This window comes from Candidatus Woesearchaeota archaeon (genome assembly GCA_018675335.1).
Classification (GTDB): domain Archaea; phylum Nanobdellota; class Nanobdellia; order Woesearchaeales; family UBA11576; genus JABJCP01.
Window position 1 is genome coordinate 54409 of the sequence record JABGYH010000008.1, and the last position, 19219, is coordinate 73627.

The 19219-nt window shown below is 32.4% G+C and carries 17 protein-coding genes; 9 read left to right on the plus strand and 8 right to left on the minus strand.

Going from position 1 to position 19219, the window contains the following annotated elements:
• Positions 1-3 precede the first annotated feature (3 nt).
• The 4 genes from purB to HN587_07185 all read left to right on the plus strand — a co-directional run bounded on the left by purB (position 4) and on the right by HN587_07185 (position 7135).
• Positions 4-1782, plus strand: a complete 1779-nt coding sequence (gene purB, locus HN587_07170; GenBank protein MBT7903616.1) for an adenylosuccinate lyase — start codon at positions 4-6, stop codon at positions 1780-1782.
• Positions 1783-1882: 100 nt separating this feature from the next.
• Positions 1883-4168: an adenylosuccinate synthase gene (locus HN587_07175; protein MBT7903617.1), complete on the plus strand. Its 2286-nt coding sequence runs from the start codon at positions 1883-1885 to the stop codon at positions 4166-4168.
• Positions 4169-4388: 220 nt separating this feature from the next.
• Positions 4389-5447 (plus strand): hypothetical protein, encoded by a 1059-nt coding sequence (locus HN587_07180; protein MBT7903618.1) that lies wholly within the window; start codon positions 4389-4391, stop codon positions 5445-5447.
• A gap of 125 nt (positions 5448-5572) precedes the next feature.
• Complete coding sequence (locus HN587_07185) at positions 5573-7135, plus strand: hypothetical protein (protein MBT7903619.1); 1563 nt, start codon at positions 5573-5575, stop codon at positions 7133-7135.
• A 102-nt stretch (positions 7136-7237) separates the two neighbouring features.
• On the opposite strand, the gene HN587_07190 is transcribed toward HN587_07185, so the two are convergent.
• The 5 genes from HN587_07190 to HN587_07210 form a co-directional block, all read right to left on the minus strand.
• Complete coding sequence (locus tag HN587_07190; protein MBT7903620.1) at positions 7238-8788, minus strand: ribose-phosphate pyrophosphokinase; 1551 nt, start codon at positions 8786-8788, stop codon at positions 7238-7240.
• 120 nt (positions 8789-8908) lie between these two features.
• Positions 8909-9784 (minus strand): hypothetical protein, encoded by an 876-nt coding sequence (locus HN587_07195; protein ID MBT7903621.1) that lies wholly within the window; start codon positions 9782-9784, stop codon positions 8909-8911.
• A gap of 169 nt (positions 9785-9953) precedes the next feature.
• Entirely contained in the window at positions 9954-11033 is a 1080-nt protein-coding gene (locus HN587_07200; GenBank protein MBT7903622.1) for an RNA-guided pseudouridylation complex pseudouridine synthase subunit Cbf5, read from the minus strand.
• 46 nt (positions 11034-11079) lie between these two features.
• Positions 11080-11493, minus strand: coding sequence for a hypothetical protein (locus HN587_07205; GenBank protein ID MBT7903623.1), 414 nt, complete (start codon positions 11491-11493; stop codon positions 11080-11082).
• Positions 11478-11666, minus strand: a complete 189-nt coding sequence (locus tag HN587_07210; GenBank protein ID MBT7903624.1) for a hypothetical protein — start codon at positions 11664-11666, stop codon at positions 11478-11480. Before HN587_07210 ends, HN587_07205 begins: the two co-directional genes overlap by 16 nt.
• Positions 11667-11879: 213 nt before the next feature.
• On the opposite strand from HN587_07210, the gene HN587_07215 reads away from it, so the two are divergent.
• Entirely contained in the window at positions 11880-12122 is a 243-nt protein-coding gene (locus HN587_07215; protein ID MBT7903625.1) for a hypothetical protein, read from the plus strand.
• A 210-nt stretch (positions 12123-12332) separates the two neighbouring features.
• On the opposite strand, the gene HN587_07220 is transcribed toward HN587_07215, so the two are convergent.
• The 3 genes from HN587_07220 to HN587_07230 all read right to left on the minus strand — a co-directional run bounded on the left by HN587_07220 (position 12333) and on the right by HN587_07230 (position 15200).
• The gene (locus HN587_07220; GenBank protein MBT7903626.1) at positions 12333-12959 is read right to left on the minus strand and encodes a hypothetical protein; all 627 of its coding nucleotides are present in this window, start codon (positions 12957-12959) and stop codon (positions 12333-12335) included.
• Positions 12960-13238: 279 nt separating this feature from the next.
• Positions 13239-14432 carry an MFS transporter gene (locus HN587_07225; GenBank protein MBT7903627.1) on the minus strand — a complete coding sequence of 398 codons (1194 nt, stop codon included), beginning with the start codon at positions 14430-14432 and terminating at the stop codon, positions 13239-13241.
• Between the two features lie 357 nt (positions 14433-14789).
• On the minus strand, positions 14790-15200 hold the full coding sequence (locus HN587_07230) for a hypothetical protein (protein MBT7903628.1): 411 nt from the start codon (positions 15198-15200) through the stop codon (positions 14790-14792).
• Positions 15201-15335: 135 nt separating this feature from the next.
• On the opposite strand from HN587_07230, the gene HN587_07235 reads away from it, so the two are divergent.
• The 4 genes from HN587_07235 to HN587_07250 are packed head-to-tail and all read left to right on the plus strand — an operon-like array spanning position 15336 to position 18948.
• Positions 15336-16634 (plus strand): ABC transporter permease, encoded by a 1299-nt coding sequence (locus HN587_07235; protein ID MBT7903629.1) that lies wholly within the window; start codon positions 15336-15338, stop codon positions 16632-16634.
• On the plus strand, positions 16627-17289 hold the full coding sequence (locus HN587_07240; protein ID MBT7903630.1) for an ABC transporter ATP-binding protein: 663 nt from the start codon (positions 16627-16629) through the stop codon (positions 17287-17289). Before HN587_07235 ends, HN587_07240 begins: the two co-directional genes overlap by 8 nt.
• A complete protein-coding gene (locus HN587_07245; protein ID MBT7903631.1) occupies positions 17286-17783 on the plus strand; it encodes an LPXTG cell wall anchor domain-containing protein in 498 nt (165 codons plus the stop codon). Before HN587_07240 ends, HN587_07245 begins: the two co-directional genes overlap by 4 nt.
• Before the next feature lies 1 nt (position 17784).
• On the plus strand, positions 17785-18948 hold the full coding sequence (locus HN587_07250; protein MBT7903632.1) for an ABC transporter permease: 1164 nt from the start codon (positions 17785-17787) through the stop codon (positions 18946-18948).
• The last annotated feature ends 271 nt before the right edge of the window (positions 18949-19219 follow it).

Genomic DNA, 19219 nt, shown 5'->3' on the forward strand with positions numbered 1-19219 from the left:
AGATTGAAATCCGAAGATTTAACATTTCATTCATTAAAAGCAATTAGTCCAATTGATGGACGCCACAGAGTATTAACTGCAAAACTTTCAGAATGGTTTTCAGAATATGCCTACCACAAATACAGAATCTATTTGGAAGTTGAATACTTAATTGCACTTTCTGAAAATAAAGAATTTGAATCAGTACGAGAATTAACTGCAACAGAAAAAGATTTTTTAAGAAAAATAGTTGAAGAATTTTCGCTCGAAGATGCACAAATCATACAAAATATTGATATGTTCGGATACAATGGACTTGGACCAACCAATCACGATTTTAAAGCATGCGAATATTTTCTAAAAATGCAAATGGAAAAATCAAGTTTGAAAGACTTACTTGAAATGGTACATTTTGGACTTACTACTGAAGATGCAAACAATGTAGCATACAGTTGTAAAATAAGAGGTGCTCTCAAAAATCATTATGTTCCTGCAATGGTAGAACTACTAAACATGTTAGAAGAATTATGCACTGCTGAAAAAAATACCCCCATGCTTTCAAAAACTCACGGCCAACCTGCAACTCCAACAACATTTGGAAAAGAAATGGCAAACTATTTAGAAAGACTAAGAAAAGAATTAGAATTTTTAATTGGAATGAAATTACCTGCAAAAGTAAATGGCGCAGTTGGAAATCATGCAGCACAACAATTTAGCGCACCAGAAGTAAACTGGCTTGAATTCACACAAAAATTTATTTCAGACCTAGGTTTTGAACCAAACTTATTCACAACACAAATTGAACACCACGACGGATACACCCGATTATTTAGTTGTTTGATAAGTATCAACAACATACTAAGAGACTTAGCAACCAATCTTTGGCTATACACATCTGACGGATACATTATTCAGAAAAAAATAGCACATGAAGTTGGTTCGTCAACAATGCCTCACAAAATAAATCCTTGGAGAGTAGAAGTTGCTGAAGGACAAACCGTAGAAGCTAACTATAAACTAATGGGATTCATACAAAAACTACAAGTTTCAAGATATCAAAGAGATTTATCAGATCATGAAGCAGAAAGAGCAATAGGAGTTGGAATCACACACTCATACTTAGCAGTAGTTCACATTGTTCAAGAGCTTGGAAGATTCACCGTTAATAAACAAAAAATGCTCGACAACTTAACTTCAATGGGAAGTGTGTTAACAGAAGCCATACAAACCCTACTTAGAAAAGAAGGATACGAAAAACCATATGAACTTATGAAAGATTTTTCTCGAGGAAAACATTTCACCGTAGCTGAATTACACCAATTTATTGATGCGATGCAAATAATGGATGCAACAAAAACTAAATTAAAAAGTTTACGTCCTGAAGAATATGTTGGACTTAGTTCAAGACTAACAGAACTTGCAATAAGAAAATGGCAAAAATTCAAAGACGATAATGAATTAACCAAACCACAAATTGAAGGAGTTGTAATTAATTGCACCATCATGAATTCCAGTTTAGTTGAAGAAATAAAATACGTTGTTCCCGAACTTATGAAAAAAGGAATGGGAGTTTTTGGAATATGTTCAGATACCGAACTTGAATCAACATTCGAAAAAGTGTTAGTAAATCCTGCTGACGAAATTAGCAGAAACATGATTTATGTAGGAGTTTACGATCAGACATTCAAACAGTTGCAACAAAAAGGAGTTACTTGCGTTAACTTAGAACAATTAAGTACATACAAAGCAGAATACAACATATATAGATTAAAAGAAATAATTGATTTGATTAAATTATTTTAATTCAAATTTTTTTAATCTAAAATATATTCAAATTTTTTTAAATTTAAACATTGCCAAAATGGATAAAAAAACAAAAATAAACTAAGGGAAGGGATGTGAAATGAGTCAGAAAAATGTTGCCATCTTAGGTGGCCAATGGGGAGATGAAGGAAAAGGAAAAATTGTCGACTATGCAGCAGAGCACTTTCAAGTTGTTGCAAGAGCTACCGGCGGAAACAATGCAGGACACACAATTTATCTTAATGGACACAAACATATTTTCCACTTATTACCTTCATCAATAACATGGGATCATGCAGTAAGCATTCTTGGAAATGGAATGGTAATTGATCCATTTGTATTACTAAAAGAAATTAAAGTATTACAAGACAAAGGATATGTTATCAAAAACTTAAACATCGCAGGAAATGCACACGTGATAATGTTATATCACAAATTGCAAGACGGATATCAAGAAAGAAGTAAAAAAGGAAATTCCAAAATTGGAACAACCAAAAGAGGAATTGGGCCAACTTATGCAGATAAAAAACACAGAACAGGCGTACGAATTAATGATTTACTTGATAAAAAAATACTTGCAAATAAAATTATGAGTCACGTACTTGAAAAATTTGCATTATTCAAACACATCTACGAAGAAGATCATGATGATGCAGTAGCAGAATTAATTTCCGCATTACCAGAAGAAGAAATGTTTAGCGAATACAAAGAAGTTGTAATGGCTGAAAAAGGAAAACTAAATCCAATTAAAATCGCAGAAGTATTAACTGAAATATACTGGGACATTGGAAAAAAATTAAAACAATATGTTACTGATGCGAGAGTATTGCTCAAAACATCAATATTAGAAAATAAAAATGTATTGCTTGAAGGTGCACAAGGAATATTACTTGACATAGATCATGGAACCTACCCTTACGTAACATCTTCAAATCCATCAGTTGGCGGACTTAAAACTGGACTTGGAGTTTCAAGAATCGACCAAGTTTATAGTTTAATCAAAGCATACACTACAAGAGTTGGAGGTGGACCATTTCCAACAGAACTTGAAGATGAAACTGGCAAATACTTACGTGATAAAGGAGGAGAATATGGTTCAACAACTGGAAGACCTCGACGATGTGGATGGCACGACGCAATACTTATGAGACACACCGCACACATTAATGGAGGCCGCGCAGTAATTACAAAACTTGATGTATTAACTGGACTATCCAAATTAAAAATTTGTAATGCATACAAATACACAGGACCTCAAAGAATATATAATGGTGAAATGTTATTTTCAGGAAAACTAATTAGAGATTTTCCAACAGATGCAAGCGTTCTTGAACATTGTATGCCTGAAGAATTTGTTGAAATGAATGGGTGGAGTGAAGACATAACACACATTAGAAACTACGAAGAATTACCATTAAACGCAAAAAAGTATTTGGAAATGATGGAAATTACTGGAGAGATGGAAATTGCACTTGTTAGCGTCGGACCAGAAAGAGATCAAGTAATACCTATGAAAGATCGATGGTTACATAATATTGACAAACAAGCTAATACAAAACCGCAATCAACACAAGAACCAAAAACAGAAGTAAACCACGAACCAAAAATAAATAATTCACAACCCGAAGTTACTCACGCAACACAAACTCAAAGTGAAACTGTTTTGCCAACAAACACAACTAACACCGAAACAAAAACTGACAACAAAAATAACCAATACAAAGCAATAATTTATGACTTTGACAACACACTTGTTGCAACAGATGACTTCGTATGTGATCTAATGCGAAAAACTGCACAAATGATGAGTTTATACATGAACTTTAGAGTACCGCCTGTTGAAAGAATACAAGAAATACAAAGAAAAAATTTAGGCTTTGAAGACATGTTTGATGAATTATTTCCAAATCCGGACGGTTATCAAGGAAGTGAACCACTAGCTAAAGTTGTGCTTGCAAAATATCGCGAACAAGCAAAACAAATGCACTACTTACCAACACCAAATGGAATTGAGTTTGTAAAAAAAATGAAACAAAATGGCCTTGTGCAAGGAATAGTAACAAACAGAGTTAAAATGATTTCAGAAAGACTAAATCAAGCAGGATATCCTCAACTTGAATTCGCAATTGCACCCGAAACAAAAGAACATCGCAAACCAAATCCACTAGCATTCAAAGGTGCACTTGAACAACTAGAACAAAAAGGAATTAAAAAAGAAGAAATTCTAGTTTTAGGAGATCATACCCATGATTATTTAGCAGCAAGAGATGCAGGGCTAGAATTCATAGGAGTTTTAACAGGACTTACAGGAATGAAAGATTTTGAAAACGCTGGACTTCCAAGAAGTAGAATTGTTGAACATTTCGGACAAATTGGGATAAACTGATTTTTTTATTTTTTTTATTTAAAAAGATATATTGTAGGGAATAGTAATAAATTTAAACCTACGAAAAATTATTTATTATACTTTTTATACAATTTTAAAAAAAATCTAATTTCTGGCGTGGAAAACTTATACCTAGATATTAAACTAATAATATCATAATAGTACAAGTTATATTAACATATATAATTTAAAACCAATAAATACATGAGGATTGAAAAATATGAACGAGTTAGCACAATTTAAAAACGCATCAACATTTTCACACATAGGCAGAAATGCAGCAGGAATCCAATTTTTAATTCAATCCCTAAATAAGGCTCCCAACCACACATTAGAAGTTGGAAGTGGCTGCATAGAACCAGTTTACGTTTCACATTTATTACCTGAACAATCAGACTTATACTCAGTAGATGTTAATGGACAAATAATTTCTGCACTAGCACATTTAAGTTCTGGAGAACGAGTAAATCTTGCTAGCTTAGAAAAACTTGTTTGTAATAAACAAGCAGATGGCACGCCTAGACCAAACAGTGATTTAACTGATCCCAAAATTATTGAAATTGGACTACGAGAATTAGAATTTGCAGGCCTAGATCCTTCCAGGTTTTTTCAAAATAATGAATATTTGTTGCCACCAGGAGGTGCAAGAATTATCCCTGTTTGTTCTGACCTTGAAACTTATGCAAAACAAACCCCCCAATTATTTGACTTAGTTTATGCAGGAGTCGTACTACTAAATATTGCTAAAACAGTGGATTCTCGAGACCAATTAGTTGAACTCGTTGCAAGTTTAATTTCCGCAGTGAAAGAAGGAGGAGTTTTAGGAATTGGAACAACCCCCGCCGCACTTTACGGCGAAAAATCAACTCCAGGACTTTTAGAATCTGCAGGAGGAACAATTACTGATATTTACATAGATAGTTTAGTTCGTGCAAAAATTGGCTCAGGTTACAAAGTATTTGGAGGCCACATGATTCGAACAGTTCCTTGCGATCAACCAGGATTATCAAGAGTTGATGAAACTGAAATTGATGAAAGACTTTCAAGAAGTCCAGTTTTTCAAGGAGTGGGAATTATAAAGGAAGTTTATTCAAATGATGTTTTAAATGGATATTTAGAAACTCAAAGCAAATCAAGAACACACATGTTACTTGCAACAATGAGAACTGTCAGAGGATATGTTGTTTGGAGTGCAAAAAAAGACTCATTTGTTGAACAGATCCCATTACAACGAACACAAATAGGAATAATTCCCGGACTCGAATACAAGGCAAAATAAAAACTATTTAAACTAAAATAAATAAAGCTAATAAACACATATTTGCAAATAGGAAGTTTAATTAAGCTGAAAACAAAAAAAATAATGATTAAATTAATCAAATTACATTACTTGAGGGAAAAAAAATGAGGAAAAATATATTTTTAATTTTAACACTGACACTATTACTAGGGACATTATTAATTTCTGGATGTGCAAAACAACAATACGTACCACAAACAGCTGATCCAGTATCAAGCGCAACAGACTTAATAGACTTAGAACCCAAACAAGAAGAAGTAGTTGTAGATATTGAAATTGACTCAGAAGAATTATTAAAAGATTCCGAAGAAGAACCTGTAAAAATCGAAACTCCAGTTCTCGATAAAAGAATTGTTGCACTAAAAAAAGCAACAGAAAAAGTCCAATCATACGAATTCTTTTACAGAGGAGTAAATGAGGGAAAATACGCAAATGTTTTATCAAAAATGAGCCATTTTTTTGTATATAAAAATGCAGTTAAAATAATCATTCCAAAAAAACAAAACTATTTTCCAGAAGATGTTTTTAACATAGTATATTTAGATAAAGCAAATAAAAAAGCATATGGTTACTGTACAGATTTTAAATACTGTGCAAAAATGGATTCACTAAGAGAATTAAATTATGATGATTACAATATCGAATTACCACTCGAACTTACAAAAAATATTGAATTTGCAAGTTATGTAAAAAAACAACAAATAGAATTATCAAAAGATTCAATCGTTGTAGAATATTTTGAAGGTAAATCTGGAGAAGATAAAGTATGGCTTTGGATTTACGAATACAACGGCGCAGTATTACAGAAAGAAACATTCAAACAAGATGGAAAAGTAATTACTATTGATTTTGATGAAATGCTTTTTAATAAAGTAAACAAAGAAGATGTATATCCTCCAAAAGACGTTTTACCACCTGGATTTGGAAATCAAATAATACCTGACGAGGAAAAATCAAACACAGATACGAGTTCCACTGAAATACAAACAACACAAACTCAACTAAGTGACACTGCAGGCGTAAATAAAGACTGTGTCACAATACAAGGACTTATGAGAGTTTCAGAAGACACTAAAATTTGTCCTGGAACTTACACATTAAGACAAGGAATAAGTATTTCTGAATCAAATGTAACACTTGATTGTAATGGTGCAACAATACAAGGTTCACCACATGATTACTTAGATAAAGATATTGTAGGAGTTAATTTCAGATCAGATTCCCGAGGAGTAAAACTAATTAATTGCGTAATTAAGGACTTTGGAATAGGAGTTAAATTAACCACAGATAGTAACTTTTTATTCAATAATACAATAACAAAAAATAGTGTTGGAGTACTTATGGAACAACTAGATTACCCATATTATGTGGACTTTGAAATCAAAGAAAATGAATTATTAAAAAACAGAATTTTTGATAATGATCGACAAGTGGGCGTTGATGATCAAACTTATGACATATACGCAGATGAATTAAGAGATGTTATTGCCAATGAAAACTATTGGGGTGAAGACTTAAAAGACGGATGTAAATATATTCGATTTTTTGATAAAGCTCACGTAGAAATTTATGATAAAGGCAGAATATCAACAAAGAAAATGATAATTACAACCACATCTTATGAAGATATAGAAATGACAAAGAAAAAAATCTGCCCAATAGAATAATAATTTGATAAAAAAAATAATCAAAAAAAAAAAATATTTAAATTTTTTATTATATTTTTATTTTTTAAATTTAATTAACAACCCCGCAATCACTTCTTATTTTTAATCATACATTTTACTTACAGAACCATTATGTTCAATTCTAAAAATTGCTTCTGCAAAAACATCTTCAACTGGAACTTCAATATAATAATCTCTCGCATCAATAATTGCCCTATCATGCGTAACTGCATTTGTTGTGAAAAAATAATTCAAAACTCCGTCAGAATGTAATCTATCAAGCAAAACTAATGCAGGATGATTTAGTAATGATAATGCTGCTGCAAAAGAAACATTCATCGCACCTTCTTCTTTTACCAATCTACAACCTTTATCTCCAGTCCCAAATGTTGCCACCAAATCATCAATTATTAATGAACTTAAACCTTTACCCTTACTATCAACAAACTGGCGAATTCGTCGCATTATTTGTCTAGCTACTTCTGGATCACTAATATCCCCGTTAACCATCCTATCAATTTCGCGAAGTTGCGCTATAGGATCAACCTCATATTGCACGATATCACCTATTAATTGTGCACTAGCAATTGTACTTGGATTACTATAATCTCTTTCTTTGTAAATAATACCCATTTTTGATCCAGTTTTGTTAGCAACGTGCCTAGCCCTTGTAGCACCACCAATATCCGGCGAAATACAAACCATATCATTAAAACCAATAATATCATTTATAGCTGCAATTAAATTTTTACTAGAATAAAGCGTTTCTAATTGTGCAGTTCTAAAAAAACCACGAATAGCCCTATTGTGAATATCCATAGTCAAAACTCTTTTTACAACTCCCATTCCTGCATCTTCAATTTCTCTTGAGACCATTCTTGCAGTTAAACCTTCTCTATCAAGAACTTTATCTTGACGCGCATAAGGAAAAACTGGAAGAACTGCAGTAATTTCTGATGCTCTTGCTTCCTTTGCTGCGTCGATTGCAGTTTTTAATGCCATGAAATTATCATTTACACTATGACGCGTAAAAAATTCTTGTGAAGAAAGTAACTTACCTCCCACCGCACTTAAAAATTCGTTGAACTCAGCATCATCACTTGATCTAACTCCTGGAACTATACTTTTTAACATAGCAACATAAGAATTATCATCACCTTTTTTATTTGTTAGATGTGCCTCGAATGAAGAAAAATCTTTTTTGAAAGAAACTGAATCCATAAAATTAGAATATACTTGATCAAAATATTGTGCGTCCAATTCAAAACCAAATGATTCATGAAATAATTGTTTAAACCCTGTTTTTGTTTCTTCTTGTCTGGCAAAAGAAACAAATGACTCATAAACAAACTGATATTTTCCACAAGTAGAATTTTCCACATCTTGAACAATAAAAACACGAGAACCACCAATTGAATCATCAATAATAGTTTTTACTTCAGTATTTGCAAAATGAGTTTCTTTAAGTCCCGTACGGTTACCCCTTTCACCCATAACTCCCCCTGGACAAACAAAACCACCCAGTTCAGTATTACAACCACCAGTACACATTCGTTCTAGTTCACTTGCAATTTTTTCTGCAAAAGTTAAACCTGCATCACACGCAACAATTTGAATTTTACCTTTATATGCTTCACAAGGACGACCATACATTAAACAACACCCCAAATATTATTTGATTGATTTATTTAATTGATACAAAATTTATTTAAAATTAAATTTTAAAAAATTGAATTAAAAAATAATAATTAATTAAACTAATAAAAAAATAAATTAAGATTTAATAAGATCTGCATATGAACCTTTGCACGCGCACTTTGAATCATAACCAATAGTTGCCCTAACAATTGCACTCAAAACATCTTTAGGTTCTGGTTGGTTAAATGAAGGAAGAACCCGCGCACCATGAACAAATGCTAAAGGCACATAACATAACCCTAGTTCTGCTGCAGGAAATGCTTCAACAAAATCAGATCCGACAAGTCCAAGAAAATATCCTGAATTAATCAATCTTGCATCCTCAGAATTTAACTCGACATTCTCAGGCAAATTAACATAAACAACTCGTGTTTTTGGTCGATCTAAAGGATGAGGATCCACAGTAAACGCTGCAAAAGACATCACTAATTGTTCAATAGTTTCAGCAGCCCTTTTTACGAGACCATTTTTTTGCATTGTGTATGACTCGCGAGCTACAAACTTACGAAGTGGTTTACAAATAGGAACTGGAATTGGAATTGGAAACGAACTAGTTTCATGGTCCGATAATCGCTTATAACTAGGAGTTATTACATGCATATTTACTAATTGAGATGGAACTACAAAATTACCTTGCAACGAATAGGGTTCTAGCGTTGTTGCAGTGCCTAAACCAAAAACTAAATCAGGATCAAAATATTTTAATGCCTGCATATTTGCTAAATGATTAACTTCACCTATTGGAATTGAATCATTTTCTCCTTGACGATAAACAAAAATTGCTTCAACATCTTCTGCTCCCGGAGTTTTAATAAGAACTCTATTTTGAGACACGGATGAACGTTGAGTGCCAACTTTAACTTCTCGCACTTCTGTTTCTAACATAGAACTATCTGGCATAAAATCAAGAAATTTCGTAAAATCCGCAGTTCCAATAATTCCAATTTTCATAAAGTAAACGCCTCAGTAAAAAAATAAATTATTAAATAAAATATTTGAAATATAAATTAATATAACTTCTATTTAAGAGAGAATTAAATAATTATTTAAATGTTGTTTAGTCGCGAAAAGGTTACGAAAAATAATTAAGAAAAATATACCAAAATAAATATTAATAAATTTATTCTGTTGGCTTAGATTCAACTTTTGAAGGTTTAGACTCAGACTTTACAGGAGAACTTTCAGGATTTTTTTTAACCATTTTTGGATAAACTCCTGTTGAAATTATAACTCGCGCAGGCTTTACTGCAAGACCTCTTTTATGTTTAATCATTTCAGACGAAATCATATGCGCAGTCCCAATCATAACCAGCTCATTTTTTAAAGTCATAACAGCGACTAGTTCTTCTGCTTGAATTTCTGATTCAACTTGAGAAATACCCGGACAATTAAGATCTGCACCATGAGCCAGAGTATCTACAGTTGTATCAAATACCCAAACTTTAGGAAGATGATCTACTGCAGCTTCAATTGGTTGAATTAATTTTCGCAACCATTTATCATTTCCATCTTCTTTATAAAAAGCAAATGCATCTTGTAAATCAATTAATGATGCGCAAGTAGGTTCTCTAAATGGTCCTGCTTTTGATCTTCTTAACTCAGCCATGTGTGCACCGCAACCAAGTTTCGCACCAATATCAGTACAAAGTTTTCTAATATAAGTTCCCGCTTGACAACCTACACGAAATAAAACATCCCTATCTTTTATTTCAAGAATATCTATATAGTAAATTTTCCTATAACGCCACTGACGTTTAACTGCGCTCTTAATAGGAGGAAGTTGCTTAATCTTGCCAATAAATTTACTCATAGCTTTACGAATATCAGGTTCTGAAAATTCTTTATGAATGTGCATCAGACAAACATATTCTTTACCTGCATTAATTAATGCTTGAACAACTTTAGTTGATTTTCCAAGTGCCACTGGAAGAACACCAGTTACTTTAGGATCAAGAGTTCCTGAATGACCACTCTTGTTAATATGAAGAATTTTTTGAACATAAGAACTAACTTGATGAGAAGTTGGACCTGAATTTTTATCAACATTAACAATCCCTGTTTGGATTAATTCTTCAGTTGATCGTTTGTTAGGATCACAACCATACTTTGAATCAGTCTCCGCACTACGTTTAACAAGAACTACCCTATCAATCTTTTCAAAAGGAAGAAGACATTTAGATTTCTCATTTGCATCAGACATAAATCAAAGAATTAGAGGGAGATATTTAAAAGTTGTGCAATAATAATCATAGCAGGCCAATTAAATCTTGAGTTGAATATATCTTTATCTCATCTTGATTTTTGAGACGTTTATCATTTGACCAAATAGAACAATTGAGTTTTAGCGCCAATGCAAAATATGCTGAATCATTTGGATCTGGAGAAATCTTATTTGCTAAATTTAAACAATCACTAAAAAAAGAATATGGTGCAAAAATGATTTTATCTTTAAAAATGTTAATTAAATCATCAAACTCTGTTTGAGACCTATTTGTTTTTTCTAATATCAATTTAGAATGTTTTTTGAATTCTTCTAAAAGAAACTCAGGTGCTAAAAGTTCAATATTTAACTTTAACATGATATCTGAAGTTTTTCCTGATTTTATTAAAGCTGAAAACAGAATATTGGCGTCGACAATAAGAATTAGTTTTTCTTTGATTTTACATACCTCTTATGAAGAGACTCATTTACTTTCTTGCCCAAGTTTATTGCATCTTGCCCAGTTAATTTACTTTCATTTGTGAACTCTTTAAATTTTTGCAATAGTTGAATTTTAGTTTTAATTGCACCTCTTGCTACTTCACTCCAGTTGATTTCTGGAAAAGATTCCATTTCTTTTTTAAGTTCAGTTGGTACAGACAAAGTAATACTCACCATTTAGATAACCTCCAATTATGTTCATTACGTTTTATATGTTTATTACGTTTAAATACTTTTCTATAATTTGGAAGTTAATTCAAGCAAGATAAATGATCTTAAGAAGTTTTAGTGGAAATAACCGAAAAATTTACAAAATATTTTAAATATAGAAATTATTCAACCCTTATGACTAATGATTTTCTAACAAATGTGATGCTCAGGATTTTGAGACTCAAAAAGACTGAAAAGAATTTTTCATTAGTTTTTACTTTGTTGTATAACTTCATACCTGCTTTTATTTTCGCACCTTATTTAATTATGATATCTATACAATACAACTTAACAATTCTACTAATAATTGGAATTAGTCTGTTTATTGTCGACTTAATTCATTTCATAACTGCTATGAATAAAATAATAAAGAAATAACGCATAGATTTAACAAAGTCGCTGAATCGATTTGGGGGAATGAGGAGTGAGCTTGGCGAACGACAAATGAACCGTTAAATTCCCGTTAGTTTCTTTTCCCATACGAAGTGTGGGAAAATTTCGTCCGAAAAGTCAGAAATCGGTGCGTCTTCTAATGAGCGAATGCAATACATAAAACAAAATCATCAAGGGGTGGAATTCCTTTTAGAATTAAGATAGTGATATTTGACTTCTTGCAGTAAGAATTGCAGTTAATTCTTTAGCAGATTCACTCTGAAGTCTTACTCCGTATTTTAATACCTGTTCAACAGTTAGTTCAGGATATCCTTCAAATCCATTGTCTGCTTGATTTCTAGCTACTTCTTTAGGTTTCGACGGATTCTCTAAGTAATAAGCATGTCCAATTGGTTTTCCGTTCATATTAATCACATATAAAACAGCTCCTCTATTATCATTTTCCCTTAATAATTCGAATGCTTCACCAATACATCCTCCTTGTTTAGTACTATGTTCTAAGGGATCATAAATTCCCATCGAAGCAAGTGGTTTAAAACCAGTATCATCAAGAAATCTGTTTGATACTGTAGAATCTGGTAAAACAATTGAGAAACAATTGTCCAGAGTATTATTGGCTCCGTTAACATCTCCTTGAGAATAAAGTTTTCTTGCAGTAACAATTCTTGCATCATCTACAGGAAACCCAGTAGACATTAATGCAGACATGCTACTAGCATAAGCTAAATTGCCAAGCATTTTGCTTCTAACATCCGGAGAAACATCTGCTTCTAATGCTTGTTTCATTGCTGCATTTACGCCAGCGATTGTTCCATATGTCATATTCATTTTTAAGTAAGAAGTAGCATATAAATCTTTTGCTTTTGTTGTCTCTATTGAGTAAGTACGATATATAGAATTCCGCCCTCTTTTACCATTTAGCACCGATTTCTGATTGGATATAACGTCGGAATTATACGAAGTGACCGCAGGTCATTTGGGTGAAGTGGATCGACCTACGTAGTGGGTCGTGGAACGCAACTGCATAATTCCTGTTATATACCTCCGACTACGAAGTGGGAGGAGCATAGAGTAAATCTGGAGTTCTTAAAAAGCAAATATTTATTTTTTTAGAAATGCTACTAATACTATAACTGGGATAATTAAAAAGCTTGAGTAAAATATGGCATATTGTGGTGTTGCATTATTAAGAAGTAATCCTCCAATAAATGCACCTATTGCACCACCTCCACTAGTTACTATTGTTTGGATTGAGTGGGTTGTAGATCTAAATTTAGATAATATGAATGTTTCTTGATATGAACTTTCTATAGGTGAAAATAGTGCAGCAAAATTCCATTTAATATACCAATAAACGTAGGCAAACATTTTTCCATTGAAGAAAATTACTGTAATTGAAAATAGAAAGTAAGCAAGATAATTCATTATTAGGAAGGGTTTTTCTTTTTTAATTTTATCAAATATTTTTTTACCTACCCAAATAAAAGGTAATCCTACAACGAATAAAAGAGTGTAGGCTAATGATATTTTATTTATTTCAATGCCAAAGGAACTTAAATAAGGTAGATACAGAAAGAACCAAGCATAAAAAACAATGAAGAAAAAGAATTTCCAAAGAAAAATTAATCTGAGATTATGTTGTTTGATGATATACTTAATACATTCCCACGATAATTTGAATGAATGTTCCTTAGAAGGTTTGAAATTAAGTTCTTTAACTCCAATAACAAATATTAATGTAGCTATTAACATAGCAAAGGCGTAAATAAACCACAAATAATCAATTGCTAAAAAGTTGCCAACTCTTGCATCTGGCTTAAAGATAGAAAGGAAAATGAAACCTAAAACACCCTGCATGATACCCGCAACTTTGAATAAGATTGTAATGGTTACATAATATTTCTGAATATATGATTTCTTTTTTAGATTATCAACAATTAATGAAGTATCTGATCCTGAAGCAAACGTTGCAAAGAAACCATTAATGAAACCCATCAATAACAATATTGGAGTAATTTCCACAAAAGGATATAAAGCGAAAATGATCGTTGTTCCAATGTATCCCATTATGACACTCTTCTTTCTTCCGTATTTGTCAGCAAAAATACTTGTTGGAATTTCAAAAATTAATGTAGATAAGGCAATTATTGACATATAAATAGATATATCAAAATAAGAAAAACCCTTGGAATGGAAATATAATACAGACAATACTTGAACTATTGAGAATCCATATCTAAATAAAAAACTAAGGTAGTAAGGAATTAGCCCACTCTTTTTAGTAGCATCTATCACAGTTATAAGCTATAGAATAAAGTATATAAATATTTGCCCAATGACAGAGAACTCCAGATTTATTGTATATAACATCAGGATTTAGAGACGTTTTTTCTGAAAGCAAAAATTTGAATGGAGCCTGCAAGGCGGAATCTCTAAATCCTTGTTATATTCGTCTGACCAAAGGGAAGACCTAAAATTTAGTGCAACGTTCCGTAGGAAAATTTTAGAGTTTTTGGATTACTGATAAATTCGACCGCAGGGAGTGTATATGTCCGAAGGACGAGAGAGGGGCGTCAGATTTTTTGCTTCTTTTTTCTAAAAAAAGAAGATAGAAGGGGCGTCTTGTTTTGGTTCTTTTTTGAAAAGAACATATCATATTTTTCTTATAATCAGATTGGTATTTCCGTATGGTTTCTTCTCAATGATATTTCTCTGTTCAAGCTTGGAAACAACTCTTGATACTTTTACTTTTGAAAGTTCAGAAAGATATTTTAGTTCTGTCTGTGAAATGCTTTTTTTATCAATTATGATTTTTAGCACTTTCTTTTCATCATCAGGCAGAATACTGATAACTTTTTCAAGCTGTATCCTATCCACTTTCCATTGGAATAATAATGCTACTGCTCCACCTGTGGCAAGAGCAATTAATGCAATCCCATATAGTAATGGTGCAAACATATGTCCCATATTAACAGCACAATATGCATTAGAATACGCAAGAGCTACACCTAGAGCAAATAATAGTCCAATAGCAACAATCAATTTTTTATTAGTAATTTCCATTTTATATCAACCTAATATGATTATATTGCATAATTTAAAAATGTTTCTCATTGGTTTGATAGGGTTTCAAGATTTGAAACAGCTAAATAAGGTGTTTCAGAAAAATATATAGGGTGTTTCATCCTATGATACTATATGACAAAGACATTTGACTATGCTTGGAAAGAGATTTCAAAGAGGAAGAAAAAGTATATGCTTAATGTGATACTTATAGCATTGGTTGTAGTAATGTTAATTACATTAAACTCACTTGGAACTGCGTATAAGGAAGCCTCAAGATTGCCGTTTGAAAAGATGCAAAGTAGTATCATCATTCAAAAGAATGGAAATGTTCCAGAGAATACCACTGGTGCAGTTACATCTTGTTCACTAGCACCAATAAGGAACAATCTCATTGATGAAATAGAAACAATTGAAGGTATTAAGGATATCTCTTATGGCCTTTCTTTATGGGTATTTGATAATGATAATTTTAAAAGAGTTTTAGGAGTAAATTGGGATGATTCTCTTGGGACAAAGCTCAAAGCCGGCATTGTTGAGGGGGAAATTCCTCAATCTGATGATGAGGTGCTGATTGAAAAAACTTATGCAGAGCAATATAATCTTAAAATTGAGCAGAAATTAGAGATATCAGAACAAGAATTTAGAGTTTCTGGAATTGTCAAAGGTTATGGGAAAGATATTATTGCTTCTGATTTTTTCATGAATCTGGAGTCTGCTCAAGGAATTGCATTTGATTCTAAGAATTTACAGGAAACAGAAGAATTTAACCAAGATGATATAAATATTATTTTTGTGGATACAGAACAAACTAAAATCAATGCTGTTGCTGGAAAGCTGAAAAATCTTCTGAATCAAGAATCCCTGAATGGTGGAAAGACTCCAACAGGTAAGACAATTGGAAGCTACAACATCTATACGCCGGAATCATTTGAAAACCAAATATCCTCTCTTTTTGTTTTGTCAGATAAACTGATATTATTTATTTCTATTATCACGATAATTGGCTCTGTTCTGATAATCATGAAAAGTATGAGTCACGCAATAATCCAGAGAAAAAAAGAATTTGGAATAATGAAGAGTATTGGCTTCACTAAGAAAGATATACAAAAAGAAATCGGGATGGAAACAATATTACAGGTTTTTGCAGGTTATATTTTAGGCATCATAGTTTCTTTCATAACTATATTGTTATTAGCAAGAACAAAAATCTCAATAAGCATACCATGGGAGCTTAATCCATATCCTCATTTTTTAGCTTCTAACCCAAATCTTGTGGATACTGTGCAGACCTATCTATTACCTATACAATTCCAACCCGCATATGCCATACTATCATTTGTTGTTGTAATAATTATAGGAATATTAACAGCAATTATCACAACCAACCAAATAAACAAATTAAAAGCGATGGAGGTGCTAAAAAATGAATGAATTGATCACAATCAAAAATCTATCAAAAACATTCAATAAGGTTGAGGCAGTTAAAGATGTTTCATTCAAAATAAAGAAAGGAGAATTTTTAGGCATTCAGGGGCATTCAGGATCAGGAAAGAGTACTTTGCTTGGACTTTTGGCAGGACTTGAAAAAGCTAATAGTGGAAAAATAACATATAATGGAAGCGATTTAACTAATATGAATGAGGATGAGCTTGCTTTATTCAGAAGGGAAAATGTAGGCGTAGTTTTCCAGTCATTCAATCTTATACCAACATTAAACATTATAGAAAATATTGCTCTTCCATTGTTTCCTTTAAACATCAGCAAGAATGAAATGATTGAGCGAGCGAGAAAAATTGCTAAAGATGTTGGATTATCGCACAGATTAACCCATTATGCAAATGAGCTGTCTGGCGGAGAGCAACAAAGAGTAGCAATAGCAAGGGCATTGATAAACAATCCGAAAGTTCTTTTTGCAGATGAGCCAACCGGCAATCTTGATTCAAAAACAGGAAAAAAAATCATAGAACTTTTAAAAGAGCTAAACAGAGAAAAAGAGCTTACTGTCGTAATGGTCACGCATGACAACGAGATAGCTAAAAACTCAGACAGAATCATTGAAATGAAAGATGGGGGTGTTATAAGATGAGCAAATTTTTTACTATACTAATCTTGAGCCTCTTTTTACTGGTTTCAGCAGTATCTGCCTCTTCAGACGTTGATGTTGTTGTATTGGGCGTGATAAGCCATGGACCTATGCAACCAACTGTTAATGCCATAAAAGAGGTAACTTCAAAATATCCTGATGTGAATGTCAGGTGGCTTGACCTTGAAAGCAATGAAGGAGAGAAATATGCCCAAGAGCATGGATTAACAGCGCATATGAATGTCCTGATAGATGATGAATATCAATATAGTATAAATGGAAAAGATGTTACTTTTCAATGGTTTGAGGGGCAACAATGGACAAAAGAAGATTTAGATAATGTAATCTCAAGCAAATTAAACAATAGTCCCGAGATTTCCGTTTCAGACAACCCAAAAAGTGGCAATAACATGAATGTGTTGATTGTTTGGGCAGGAATTTTTGCGGTTGTTGGGATAATTGCTTGGTTTTTGATTAAAAAATTCAGAAAGGGATAAAATGTATCTTAAGTATATTTTCAAAGAATTAGTGAAAAGAAAATCAAGAACAGCAACAATCGTGTTGACAGTTGCTATTGTCACATCAATTCTCTTCCTGTTCTCAGGTGTGATGAACGCATATTCATTAGGAATATACAAACCATTTGAAAATACTGGCTCAGATATGGTTCTGCAAAAATCAGTTAATGCTACAAAATCAACTTCAGACATAAGGGTGCCTTTTGGAAAAGGATTGTTTAGTAAAGAAGAAATATCAAAAATAAAATCATTAGCTCATGTGCAGGATATTTCTGGTTCACTTATTCTCTGGAGTTTTGACAAGGATGGATTCGTTTCAATTGAAGGACTAGAAGAAAATTCTGAAATCTTTAGGAAAAAAGCGTCTCAAATATACAAAGGAAGATTTCTGAAGAATGAATATGAAGCAGTGGTTGAGAAGCATTTTGCCAAATTTAATAATTGGAAAGTTGGTAGCAATATTTCTCTTGGAGATGAAACATTCAAAGTGGTAGGCACTTTATCAAGTGAAGAAGGTCAGATCTTCTCATCTAATATCTACATAAGAGCAGAAGAAGCTTATGATCTCTTGGGAACAAGTGGATTTAATCAAATCTATTTAAAAATAGATGAGCTATCAAATGAAAAGCAAATCAAGAATGAGATTAAGCAACTAAATAGTGAAATTATTGCTATTTCCGGTAATTCGCTTTCTGCCTCTCTTTCCAACGTAGTTAACATTTTTACTAAATTTTATTATATTGGTCTTGGGATGATGACATTGATAGTTATTCTTATCTTGCTTAAAATAAATACAGTAAATCTACTGGAAAGAAAAAAAGATATTGCTGTAATGAGGTCGGTTGGATGGACTAAAACAGATATAACAAAACAAATAACATTGGAACTTTTTATCCAGACAATATTTGGCTTTTTTATCGGACTAATTATAAGTTTTATTATTATTGGCTTATTTGGAAACATAGATATTCAGATTTCCAGTTTAGGATTGAGTAAGTCAATAATTTCGATTCCAATTAGCATCAGCATGACTGAAATTTTGCAGTATTTTGTTATGATTGTTGCTGTATCTATGATTGTAAGTTTTTTATTGGCTAGAAAAATATCAGAGGTAAAGCCATCAGAGAATTTGAGAAGTGTATAAATTTCTTTTTCGTAGAAAAAGACTATCTTGACGCCCCTTCCTATAAATTCTTTTACGAAGTAAAAGGCAAAATGTCCGAAGGACTAAGCCCCTCTCTCTTTCCCGTTCTAAGTAATCCAAAAATTGAATATAACATCGCGATTAAGAGAAGTTCGGTTTTGAGGCAACCCACAAAACCGAATTTGGATGGAGAAGTCTGCAAGACTTCGGAATCTCTTAATCGCTGTTATAATCCCCGTAGGGCTGAAATTTAGTGCAACGTTCCGAAGGA